The sequence below is a fragment of the Lacipirellulaceae bacterium genome, from assembly GCA_040218535.1.
GTDB lineage: Bacteria > Planctomycetota > Planctomycetia > Pirellulales > Lacipirellulaceae > Adhaeretor.
The window spans coordinates 135,389-146,393 of the sequence record JAVJRG010000013.1 but is presented as its reverse complement, the minus strand read 5'-3'; the positions used below and the strand labels follow the sequence as shown (position 1 = coordinate 146,393).

Annotated in this window: 12 protein-coding genes; 1 reads left to right on the top strand and 11 read right to left on the bottom strand. The window is 55.8% G+C overall.

The genetic code is table 11. The features are described from left to right. From RIB44_20895 to RIB44_20845, 11 genes are all read right to left on the bottom strand, one after another. Positions 1–885: hypothetical protein (locus tag RIB44_20895; GenBank protein MEQ8619040.1), on the bottom strand; the 885-nt coding region annotated here is incomplete at its 3' end. 86 nt (positions 886–971) lie between these two features. Beyond that, entirely contained in the window at positions 972–1,199 is a 228-nt protein-coding gene (locus RIB44_20890) for a molybdopterin converting factor (GenBank protein MEQ8619039.1), read from the bottom strand. 47 nt (positions 1,200–1,246) lie between these two features. After that, complete coding sequence (locus tag RIB44_20885; GenBank protein MEQ8619038.1) at positions 1,247–1,453, bottom strand: hypothetical protein; 207 nt, start codon at positions 1,451–1,453, stop codon at positions 1,247–1,249. Between the two features lie 163 nt (positions 1,454–1,616). Next, positions 1,617–1,868 carry a hypothetical protein gene (locus RIB44_20880; GenBank protein ID MEQ8619037.1) on the bottom strand — a complete coding sequence of 84 codons (252 nt, stop codon included), beginning with the start codon at positions 1,866–1,868 and terminating at the stop codon, positions 1,617–1,619. Positions 1,869–1,880: 12 nt separating this feature from the next. Next, entirely contained in the window at positions 1,881–2,852 is a 972-nt protein-coding gene (locus RIB44_20875; protein ID MEQ8619036.1) for a hypothetical protein, read from the bottom strand. Further along, a complete protein-coding gene (locus RIB44_20870) occupies positions 2,821–3,096 on the bottom strand; it encodes a hypothetical protein (protein MEQ8619035.1) in 276 nt (91 codons plus the stop codon). The genes RIB44_20875 and RIB44_20870 overlap by 32 nt, the downstream gene beginning before the upstream one ends. Positions 3,097–3,133: 37 nt before the next feature. Next, positions 3,134–4,624 (bottom strand): AAA family ATPase, encoded by a 1,491-nt coding sequence (locus RIB44_20865; protein MEQ8619034.1) that lies wholly within the window; start codon positions 4,622–4,624, stop codon positions 3,134–3,136. 55 nt (positions 4,625–4,679) lie between these two features. Next, positions 4,680–5,360 (bottom strand): ATP-dependent endonuclease, encoded by a 681-nt coding sequence (locus RIB44_20860; GenBank protein ID MEQ8619033.1) that lies wholly within the window; start codon positions 5,358–5,360, stop codon positions 4,680–4,682. After that, positions 5,360–5,596, bottom strand: a complete 237-nt coding sequence (locus RIB44_20855; GenBank protein ID MEQ8619032.1) for a DUF2997 domain-containing protein — start codon at positions 5,594–5,596, stop codon at positions 5,360–5,362. Before RIB44_20855 ends, RIB44_20860 begins: the two co-directional genes overlap by 1 nt. Then, positions 5,593–5,961 carry a DUF1257 domain-containing protein gene (locus RIB44_20850; protein ID MEQ8619031.1) on the bottom strand — a complete coding sequence of 123 codons (369 nt, stop codon included), beginning with the start codon at positions 5,959–5,961 and terminating at the stop codon, positions 5,593–5,595. Before RIB44_20850 ends, RIB44_20855 begins: the two co-directional genes overlap by 4 nt. Continuing rightward, entirely contained in the window at positions 5,961–6,479 is a 519-nt protein-coding gene (locus RIB44_20845) for a hypothetical protein (GenBank protein ID MEQ8619030.1), read from the bottom strand. Before RIB44_20845 ends, RIB44_20850 begins: the two co-directional genes overlap by 1 nt. Before the next feature lie 548 nt (positions 6,480–7,027). Here RIB44_20845 and RIB44_20840 point away from each other — a divergent pair. After that, a complete protein-coding gene (locus tag RIB44_20840; protein ID MEQ8619029.1) occupies positions 7,028–10,867 on the top strand; it encodes a hypothetical protein in 3,840 nt (1,279 codons plus the stop codon). The last annotated feature ends 138 nt before the right edge of the window (positions 10,868–11,005 follow it).

The window sequence follows — 11,005 nt, the reverse complement described above, 5'->3', positions numbered from 1 at the left end:
CGATTGCTCGCAGTCTTCACACGACCGTAGGCAATGACGACAACAGTTGGTTTCACAGGCCCAGCAGGAGTCCATGCACTCGTAGCATTGCAGTTCTTCGCAGTCGCAACAGCAACGCGCACAGTCGTAGCAAAGCGCCGTTTCGCAAGCAGAACAGTCACAGCGGTCATCAGGAGCGGCAATCCCCGCGCAGTCGAAACAACGCACCCCCTCCCACTCATCGAGTGTCACGTAAGCACTGTCCGGGTTGTAGGAGAGCAGCACTTGCTGGACGAGCAGAAAAAAATCAAAGAGCCGACCCTCTTTCAGCGCTGCGTTGATGACACCTTGCCCTTCCCCTTCACAGAGCGTCTCGCTGGAGACATGCGGGTGCGTGACTTCGCTATCGGTAGCCGCCGGATTGGGCTGGCTAGCCACGACGTGATAAGAGAGACCATTGGTGCCAAGCCGCTCCCAGTCGAGAATGATCTCAAACGGGCCCAGGTCGACTCCTTCCAGTTCGATAAGAACGGTTTGCACCGAGATCGTCTGCCGCCTGAGGTCGACTGCAACCGACGCGAACTCTTCGGTCAGGCCGATCAGTTCGCCCAGCACGGATCTCGCGGTGAGTTGCTCTGCGGGACGAGTCGGCTCACGCTCATCCGTGAATCCTTCGGGGCAGAGTGAGTGGGCCATCTGTTCGCGAGCGGCTTGATATCTGCGGTGACAGACCCGTGCGGCCAGTAACCAACCCTGCTGCTGGGCCCGGTGCAATAACCGCTGTTGTCGCAGACAGACTTCCCACTGAAAGGTGGGCAGAGCGGACAGACGACTCAGCTCTGCTCTTTGCTGGGAGAGCTCGGCAATCGCAATCGCCGTTTGGATGAATTGGCGGTCGTAAGTCATGGGAAGGCTCCTTTCGATATGGATCCGCCATGAGAGTAAAAAACTGACCGCCCGAGCGAAGTCGGACAGTCAGCGACAGAGGTGCTTTACCTGCGGCACGCCCCTTCGATCTTGCGAGGCGTGATCGAGACGCGGTCTCCTTCCTGGAGAGTTTGGTCGCGTGCCGCGGGCAGGCGATTGACCCGGATGAGATAATCTTCCGAGCGGGGATGTTTGACGTGGCGATGAAAGAGCGTCTCAACGGTCGTTCCATCGGCGACTTCGACATGGTCGGCGAAGCCGGCTCCGTCGTTGTTGATTAAGAGGATTTGCAAAGTGAGTTCCTTTCATAAAGGTAGGTAGGTGAAGATCTCAGCGCCGTTCAACAGGAAAGCTGACAGGCGAAACGCTGAGCGTCGACCTCGTCCCAGTCGAGATACTTCTCCGGTTCGTTCTGATCAGAGACGGGAGGCTCCGGGTCAAAACGCTGATCGAGCGGGTCGGCAATCGAGAAGCCAAGCTGACGAATCGTGTTGCACGACTCGCCTGTGGCGACTGCCACGAGGCGGTTGAGTAACGTTTGGTGCATCGAAAGGTTCTCCTTGAGAGGAAAGGAACCGCGCAGCAACAATCGCCACGCGAAAGAAAAAGAAAAAAGCCCAGCCGGAATTGGCTGGGCCCAGAAGCAAGAATTTGCAGGGAGTTTGTTCTGTCGACAGAACAATGTCAGAGGCGAACCCTGAGAAAACCCACTAGGATCGAGAGTTAATGGTCAACCGGTGCGCCTCCAGCCATGCGACTTCGGCAGCTAAGGCTTCGCGTCGCAAAGGAAACGGCCCCAGACGTGGTCCTTCTACAGGCCCCAGGTCCACCAGCCAATCACCCTGCTCGTCCGGCTCGACATGCGAGGCCCGCTCAATCCGCATGCTGCCCAGCTCACGCAAGGCGAACTTGTCCGTATAGAGACAGCGACAGCCGCCGCGGGGATCAATGATCAATTGCATTGGCAGCTCCATTTACTTGGGCTCGCGCAGCAGATGCCGGCGGGGTCGGTCGGTCATCAGGTCGGATAGGCTGGACTCGACCTGCCGGAGCTCGCTGCTGATGTGCTTGCGTAGGCTCGCATCGGAGCGCAGCTGCTGCGGCTGAACGCCTTGGAGCAGTTGCTGCGATTGGTCGACCAGTTGCTCGAGTTGCTCATCGCTACCGATATTCAGATGACTGAACCGTGCGAAGAACGTGTGCAGTTTTTCCACGGCCGTATCCCGAAACACTTTTGGTTTTCCATCGGCGGCCCCCGAGAGGCGTTCACCCAGATGAGCGATCAGCTCCGAGAACTCAGCCAGAAAGGCCTGCTCGGCCAGTTCGACTGCCTGGTCGAATTGGTGTGCTACCCGCTGACACTCGCGGCGATAGAGCTCGGGATTGAGTCGCCGGAGGTAATCGGGCGGCTCGACTGTGGGAAACTCCCACTCCAGGGCGAACTCCTCACTCAGCGAAAGCGGATAGTCCGAGCGGTCATAGAGCGAACCGAGTCGCTCCCGGGCAGCGGTCCGCAGGTCTTCGTACTCATGCTCCAGCTTGGCAACCGCTTCACGAAGCTCGCCACTCAGATCGCGCATCCGCCCATCGAACGTCTCCACGTCCTCTGCGCGCATCAGCCGCAAGCCGGCCACGGGGAATGGTAATGACATCCCTTTCCAGAGTGCCGTAGCGCGGGTCCGGATTGCGGTCACCGCCTGAAACGCGGGCGACTTGGTATCGAGCAGCTTCTTGCTGGCGGCCACATAGTCGCTACTGGCTTCAAAGGCTCGCGCTGCTTGGGATTTCTGCTCCCGGGTGAGACTCCGCCGGAGCCCCAACCAAGAGATCGACAGGCGTACGCCAACCATGGTCTGTCTTAGCCGGCTGCCTGGACCATTCTCTCCTTCGTGGGACCGTTGCTCGTCAGTTGTCTCATCGGTCGTCTCTTCGAGCATGAGTGTCATGGCGGCTCCTTTCTGAGTATGAGGGTGAAGTTTTTGTGGAGCTGTCCTCCGCAGCGGGTGGAATAAGTCCGTAACTTTCGAGCAGCGCGGCCAGATCGCAGCAGACGTCCACGGCACCCCACTCTTTGTCGAGGTTCCAGCGGAGCGTGCCGTCAGCGAGCTCCTCTCGATAGAGCCATTGCTGTACTAGGCGGACAATATGAGCGAGCGATTCATGAGACAGCTCAGCCGGATCACGGGGCATCGGATAGTCCTCCAGGTTGTCGCTTTCCGGTTGTGAACTAGTTCGCCGAAGGCTTGATGTTTAGCCCACGTCGTCGTTGTCCGTTGGCAACGGTTGTTGTCTGGTAAATCCCCGGCTGGTTGGCGGACAGACAGCGTCCGCTGGCCCACCGGCGCAGCTTACTGATTGATTCTGCTGAGGACACCGCCACCGGCACGACTTGCTGGGCGGTCTCTGCTAGGGAGTTGCCCAGTAGTTTGGCCAAGCGGCAACAGGCGCGAATCTCCGCACCCGTCCAGTCCGTGTCGGTAGGTAGCGACTGTTCGTCACCGATCTGAAACTCCGTGCGGTGAATCGACCAGATTGCCTGCCGTTCCTCTGCGCCTGGCAAATCGACAAAGAACACCCCATCAAAACGCTCGGCGCGGGTCAGTTCGGCAGGCAGCGGCTCAATCTGATTGGCGGTGGCCACCACAAACACGTCCGGCTCTCGATCAGCCAGCCAACTCAGGAGCGTTCCGAACAGGCGGGCCGAGACGCCGCTATCGGCGGCACCGGTATTAGACCCTGCTAGGCCCTTCTCAATCTCATCGATCATGAGCACGCAGGGTGCCATCGCTTCGGCCTGTGCCAAAGCGCGGCGCAGGTTGGCTTCACTCTGTCCCACCAGCGAGCCCATCAGGGCGCCCATATCGAGGCGAAGTGTGGGGCGGCCCACCTCATTGCCCAGTGCTTTGCAGAAAGCCGATTTGCCACAGCCGGGCGGTGAGAGTAGCAGCACCCCCTTGGCTTGCAGTGTCGTCTGCTGCGAGCGTAGCGCCTGGAGACAGAACGCCTTGAGCGCCTGAAGACCCCCGAGACTGGAGAAAGACTCGTTCCCTTCGTGAAGCGTTAACAGGCGACTCTTTTTTAGCTGCTGGCTCTTCAGGTGCCATAGCGTTTCGGGTTGCAACTGACCGTGGCGAATGAGCGATAGGCTCATGGCTCCTTCGGCTTCCAGCCGGGTAAGACCGGCAGCCGCTTCGAGCACTTTTTGCAGGGGTTGTCCCTCAGGTAACTCGCCTGGCTCGGTGGCCAACTCCCGGGCAATCGTGAGCAGTTGCTCACGGTCAGGTAGTGAGTGCTGCAGCACCACAAACCGTTTTTCCAGTTCGAGGGGTAGTTCCACGGTTGGAGCCAGCACGACGAGAAAGGTCCGTTGCTGCTTGCCCAGGTTGAGTTGCTCAGCAAGCGCCTGCACGATCTCGGACGATTGCAGGAAGCGGTGGAAGTTCTCCAGTACCAGCAGTGCGGGGGTGTCAGCGGATGCAAGTTCGCTGGCTGCACGGACGGCCGTGAGTGGGTCTTCTGCCGTGAGGTTTGCATCAGGGGCAGTACCCTGCCCGCTGAGCGTAAGACCCGTTTCAAGATTCCAGTGAGCCAAGTGCCAGGCTTGTTGTTCACAGAGCGTACGGATCTCAGTGAGCGCTTCCTCGGGTTCGGCCGTTTCGACCCAGATCCCTGAGAAACAGGCGCGGACGTGTTCACTGAGTGAGTTGGTAAGGCGCATAGCACCTCCTTTCTGATTGACGGTTGAGTTCAACGAGGCACGCAAATTGATCGACTTAGAATTCCACCAATTCACGTAGTGCGCGGAGCCATCCGATTAGCTCACTCTGCGAGTCGGACTGAGCGAGTAGCTCAGGGGTCATCTGCTGGACCGCTTCGCGATTGAGCCACCGCTTGGCGCTCGCGATCAGTCTTCGCTGCGTCCGCTGCGAAAGGGTCTTCCAGTCAAGCTGGGGAGCCGAACGGGCCAGTCTCGCCTTGGCTAGTGCAACGGCCACATTCGTTTGAGCATGGATGACCAGCTGGGGGCCACCCGCCCTTTGAAAGGCTCGTGGATGGAGAAAATTCTCCAGCGAGCGGCGCGAGGTGATGCGGGCCGTACAGTTAGGCTGCTGGTCTAAGCGAGCAATGACAGTGAGGCGCCTAAGTGCTTCAGCGCCGCATTCGCGGTCATGCAGGTGAAACCGCGGTTGACGGAGACGAGCCAGCCGCTCGCCCCAGGAGGCGATGTCACTCGCTCCGCCTCCTCCGATAGGAACGAAGACGATATGGCCTGCGGCTTCCCAAGCGGTGAGATCAGGGATCGATCTGTCTTGCCTACTGAGGATGGTTGATATAGCCGTCAGAAACGCGATGTCGTGGTTCCCTTCAAGGACCACGAGGACCGGGTGCCAGTTCGAGATGCGGGAAGTCTTTGTGAGAGAACTCGGTTGAGAAGAAATAGTTCGCTGCTGCATCACACCTCCCCGCTCGACTGACCGGCCGTTTGAGAGGCTTGTTGCTGCGACTGCACAGCGTAATACTCTTCGGTCAGTCGCTGCTGGGTCACAACCCCCAAAGCCTGCTCGAACTGGCGAGACGCTTCCTGGCAGCTCGAGCCGTGAAAGCCGAGCGTTTGCAGCTTGGTCTCACCCGTGGGAGAGATGGTGATTTCGATATGTTTAATTGTGGTGTTACCACATAAGCGTTTCATAGGTCACCTCCCACGGCCACGTTCAATCGGATCGAACCGTCAGGGAGCGATGCTTCGGCGACCGCATGACCCTGTCGCCGGGCGGTCAGCTTTGCTTTTTCGACGGCGTATGACTGGAGGAACTGATCGAGTCGGGCTGGGTCTCCCCAGCGACCGTTAAAATTGTCGTAGCGGAGCTGACCCGTGCCTGTCTGGCAGACGACCGGGTACTTCCAGTCCGGTAACAGCACCGCCAATCCTGCGATCGAATCATTGAAGAGGCGGTGAGTGCCCTGGTTTGGAGGGCTGAGCTTCAAGCGCGAGCAGGCCGCTTCGATGGCGATCGGATCGCGGACTTGGGTAGAAATTGTAACGATGTGGCTCATTAGGGGTCCTCTGGGGTTGAGTTTTCATTGGTAGGCGCGTGGGACAGTTGCTGTGGGGGCAGATCGGCTTGAGGTGGCGGCGTGATGCTGCTCCTGTTCGCTGGTCGGAGGGGCAAGAAATCTCTGCCTTCCTCGAGCATCAGCTCCAGAGCATCCAGCTCCACCTCAGTTCCCGATGGCTTTGCCTGCAGCAACTGCCACGTCAGTACCAACACGAGGACTGCGACCAACACAACAGAAAAACCTTGTCGTGCTCGGTGTCGCTTCCCATCGGCACGACGCGTCTCGGCCAATTGACGTCGCTGGGTGTTGAGATCAGTCCAGCCGTCGGAGAGCGACTGCCGTTCGTGCTGGACCTGCTGTTGCAGTTCGAACATCTGCTGGTTCTGATCGGCTTGCCGATCGGCTGCCTCGGTCGCGACTTGCACGATGCGTTCATCGCTACTGCAGCTTGCCAGTAGTGGGAGACACGCCAGCATCATCAGTCGATGGCTTCGTTGTTTCGTTCTGCGGTTCACTGGGCCTCCTGGTTCGTAGGATCAGTTGTAGTAGTCGCTCTAGCGCACATCGCAGTCGGTGCTCGCGAGCCAGCGCAAAGGCTAACACGATGAGCACCAGCGCAAGGGCTAGCGCAATCAGCTCCGCCATAGCGGTCTCCTGGGGGTGAAAGGTGCCGAAAATTAGCCAAGAAGTGGCATCGGGAAGGCTAACGTCTTCCTCAATCATTTATGCCACGGTTTGGGGGTGGATTTAGGTGAGTCGCCAGAAATGAAGGTCGCTCAGATTTTGATTGCCCCAGAGCTCTGGAGACTAGTCGAGGACAGGTATTCCAATTACTACAGCTAAGGCTGTGATGATGCTATAAATCACTCGGCTGAAATGCACCGCCTCGTGGCTTCTACGCGTCCATCCGTAAAATTGCTGCCATGAGAGACGAAAAACCGACGGCAACTGAGCCCGACCCGAAAACTGCTGGAGCATGGCAGCTAGCTCAGCTTCTCAGTTCTAGCTTCCGACAAGATACCTTGTTCTTCAACTGCTTCTAGTATCCGAAGAGAACTTCACCATGTTCCCGTTTCCTCATGAAGACTACGACCAAGCTGGATACGAGTCGCGATCCCTACGCTGGCTAAGGAATCACGCCAGCTACCTGTCAGTGGGGAAACTCATGCCCCAGCTGGGCAGCATCGCACTATTCATGATAGGGGTTCTCAACAATGCCTTGATCACACTACCAATGTTTCTCATAGCTGGTCTAATCCTGGGCTATTTTCATTTTGACATCTTAGGGCACCCACTTAGGACGCTAGCAGTATTCTCACTTTCGTTTGGCTTGTGTGCCAATGTCCTGCCAGCACTGATTGGAGTGCGACGAGGTTTTGGAAGGGTATTCTTACCCGGAGTTGAGCGCCGTAATCTGTTTGTTGCGGCAATCGGTTGGTTTATCCTGGGGCTACTCTGTGGAACTGCTGTCTTACTCCTTGCTCATTGCGTCGAGTGGTACCGCGACTACTTCCGGGATGTCACTTTCACGTGGCCAGGAGTCGCCAGTAGTGTCGTTGGTGCTGGTGGAGTGTTAGCAGCCTGGAGGAAAGTCTTCCCCAAGTCAGCGGACAAACAACTTGATTGGCAGACGGTAGGATTCGGTTTGCTCGGTTTCGGGTTGTTGGTCATCGCGCTCGTCTTGTTGGTTGATTTCGTCGTTTACGGGAACCCCTTCTATCTGCTTCCAAAGTCCCTCCCCTTCGCAGACATCCCTGAATTCTACCTGGTTCTATCCGCATTATTCGTTTCAGGTGTTGCCATTGGTGTGCGCTATCTTGTGAGCGGCCGTCGGGCCTATGATTGGGACTCTTTGGTATCAATCCTTCTGTGCCTGTCGCCGCTGATATGTCTGGTCATCACCGTGGACCGAGAAGGCAGCACCAGAGATCTCGTCGAGAAAGTCAAGAAAGAGCTTGGGGAGCTATCACGGCCGCTCTCAGCACTCGTCGCAAGAGAGTTCTCTATTGATAACGGCAAGGATCAAGGCGGGTTTGTCATACCAAAAGCCTATGTGCCGATCTTGGAGAGTCTTCGAGCTCAGGCAGAGAATCTCAACGTTAAATATGAAGCGATGCCTCCTATTCCGTCGGAGAATGTGCAGAACCCGCCCCTGCTCACTGACTGGTTAAAGGGATACTACGGAACGGCGCAGCAATTTGTTGACGCTGGCTACGAGTTATATGACGTGGCAGAATTGGATCGCTTTCGATTCGTCCAGCAGGTTGCGAGAAGAGATCGAGCAGGTCTGGTCCAGCTTGCGATCGAGAAATTCAATGGAAATCCTGCGACTCTCAAGGGAGCAGCGGCCAAGCGAGTTGAGAAACTGTTGGATGAGAAAGGTATGCAGGAGATTTGCGAGAACGAAGTTGTTTCTCAAGTTGTAACAAGCTTCGTCATGGGCGATGACCGACACGCCCATATCGAGACCATCACCGACTTTAATGAGCACCTCGAGCTAAAGCTGCGCGACCAGAGTATCGATGGGTACATTGCTCAGCTCAAATCCACGTTCCCAAACGCACGAGACCAAGAAGAATTTGCCTCCTACATTGGGAGCGAAGTGCCAGACTTAGGCGTAGGTAGCCGATCGACTTCTGCTTACCCCGGAGCCTTGCCCTATCTTGCCACCAGTTCTGAAGCGGAAAGAAACGGCATTGTCGGTCGCGGCAAACCAAATAGCTCGCAGAAAGAGTCTAGCAAGAAGAGAGGTCACGACGTCAGTCTTTCGAAACAACGGCTGGTCGTCCGGCAAGCTGTCCTTAAGGGATGCTTAAAGTCTCTCGATCAAGCCTCAATCGAGCTTGTTGATTCAGAAGCGTCTGTCGACGTGAATGGACTGGATGAGCGGGAGATCTATCGCGCCATCGAGCAAGAAAGGATGAGAAGGAGCCTTCGTCAGAGAAAAACCTTAGAGCTTGAGATTCTTGCTAAGGAGATCGACGTATCAGAAGGAGGAGCCGCCTTAGCTCGCGCGGCCAGAAACGAGATTGTTACTCGCGCGCTAAGTAGTTCTCCAGGGAATAGACAAGCTTTACGCGTCTTGGCAGATCTTTCAAACCCACGTGTCCCAAGCTCTGGGGATTTGACCGAGAGAATGAAGATCTACGTTAGACGTCCGGCAACTATTTTCGATTTCGATGAGCTTGTAACGATTGCGATGGCGAAGTTTTGTGTTCCCACCGGGGAAACGAACTCTCTCAATCCTGCGAATCAAGTTGTTGTGATGGTCGGATCCGGCCTCTTCGGCGACTTAGAAGATGTCAAAGAGATTCGACGAGAGTTATCAGAGCAATCCTATCCGATAAAGCATCGAATCTTGCTTCTGTGCTCAAGCATGCTTTTCACACTGGCCTACTGTTTCTTTGATTTCAATGCGACATCCATTCATGGATACTACCGAGACCGCCTTTCCGAGGCGTTCCTGATGAAAACCAAGCCTGGTGTCGGCCCCGAGATTGACGTGCGGCTTTCAGAACTTTCTCAGCTTGGTTCGACTGGCCCCTATTTGCTCGTAAATACAGCCATCAACCTTCAGAACAGTAAAGACTTGGCTCTGAGGAGCACGCGCAGCGATTTCTTTATTTTCAGCAAGCTCTACTGCGGGGGTAGCAGGACAGGGTATGTAACCACAAACATCATGGAAAAAGCGTACTCTCGAGTCAGGCTAAATACTGCCGTCGCCGTTTCGGCGGCTGCAGTCTCTCCGAACATGGGTCGGTTTACAAACGGCTTCATTGTCATGCTAATGACTTTCTTGAACGTAAGACTTGGCTACTGGGTACCAAACCCTGCAGCTTTGCTCCAGAATGCTAAAACGAACAACCGCTTCCCAGAAGTCTTTCGGCAAGAGCTGTTGCAGGTCGTCATTCCACGATGGTCGACGCTAAATTCTATCGATGAAACAAGATCTGGTGATACGAGGCAGACTTCGGAGAGTATTGATTTCAGGGAAACGGTACCGAGAGCTCAGTACGGCCTCGTTGGTCTCGCTTTTTCAGGCGGCGGGATTCGATCCGCGTCTCTTTGCCTAGGGATTGCCCAAATACTCAATTCAAAGGGAGTGTTTCGACATGTTGACTATCTCTCGACAGTCTCGGGAGGAGGATTTATCGGCAGTGGTATCGTCGCGGCGATGCGGCTCTCTGAGGATTTATCAAGCAACTTGGACGATGCAGTAACAGAGCAGAAAATGAATGCCGAGCGTGCCTATTCGGTTGAGACTGAAGAGGTGAGACATACGAAACCCTGGCGGCTACCAATTTTCAATTTGATACGGGAAGCAACAAGCAGGCTTGACGAGAACGGCCCCTGGGTAAACCTGTCCGACGGTGGTCACATTGAGAATCTTGGCGTCATCGAACTCCTGAGAAGGCGCTGCCGTTTTATTTTCGCCTGCGACGGGGAGGCCGACCCGCGATATCAGTTTAACGGACTCGCGACCGTTCAAAGGCTGGCGAAAATCGAGCTGGGTATCGAGATTGAGATCGATACTGAAGAGATACGGCCGGACGATCAAGGGGTCTCGTCAAGGCATTGGGTGATAGGGAAAATCCACTATCCGGAACGTGACGAAATGGATCGGGAACAGGGATACTTGTTGTATCTCAAGGCGTCCTACTCGGGAGACGAAGCGCTGACTGTCAGAGAATATCGAGCCAGCAATCCCGACTTTCCACACGAGCCTACATCCGATCAGTTCTTTGATGTGAGACAATTTGAGGCCTACCGAGTATTGGGTGCCCATCTGGCTCGTTCCGCTACAAACGCGTTAGAAGAAACCAATAAAGGACGATTGGATACCTACGAAGGATTCAGCAACGCATTTACTGCTCTTGCCGGGGAAGGGTCCGCAGCTTCTTAACGACCTGTCTTGCCTCCGCCCTTGAAACGAGTACAAGAGCCGCTCAAACACCAAAGCAACTGAAGGCAATTCGAGGGAGCCTTCTCATGTTCAGTTGCAAGAAAAAGCCGAAAGGGAGATCAACAGTTGCGAGGCTTC

Bases quoted from the DNA above. Each gene is read 5' to 3' on its own strand.
- RIB44_20875 (MEQ8619036.1), bottom strand. From the start codon at position 2,852: ATGACACTCATGCTCGAAGAGACGACCGATGAGACAACTGACGAGCAA.
- RIB44_20850 (MEQ8619031.1), bottom strand. From the start codon at position 5,961: ATGAGCCACATCGTTACAATTTCTACCCAAGTCCGCGATCCGATCGCC.
- RIB44_20885 (MEQ8619038.1), bottom strand. From the start codon at position 1,453: ATGCACCAAACGTTACTCAACCGCCTCGTGGCAGTCGCCACAGGCGAG.
- RIB44_20840 (MEQ8619029.1), top strand. From the start codon at position 7,028: ATGTTCCCGTTTCCTCATGAAGACTACGACCAAGCTGGATACGAGTCG.
- RIB44_20860 (MEQ8619033.1), bottom strand. From the start codon at position 5,360: ATGCAGCAGCGAACTATTTCTTCTCAACCGAGTTCTCTCACAAAGACT.
- RIB44_20865 (MEQ8619034.1), bottom strand. From the start codon at position 4,624: ATGCGCCTTACCAACTCACTCAGTGAACACGTCCGCGCCTGTTTCTCA.
- RIB44_20880 (MEQ8619037.1), bottom strand. From the start codon at position 1,868: ATGCAATTGATCATTGATCCCCGCGGCGGCTGTCGCTGTCTCTATACG.
- RIB44_20855 (MEQ8619032.1), bottom strand. From the start codon at position 5,596: ATGAAACGCTTATGTGGTAACACCACAATTAAACATATCGAAATCACC.
- RIB44_20870 (MEQ8619035.1), bottom strand. From the start codon at position 3,096: ATGCCCCGTGATCCGGCTGAGCTGTCTCATGAATCGCTCGCTCATATT.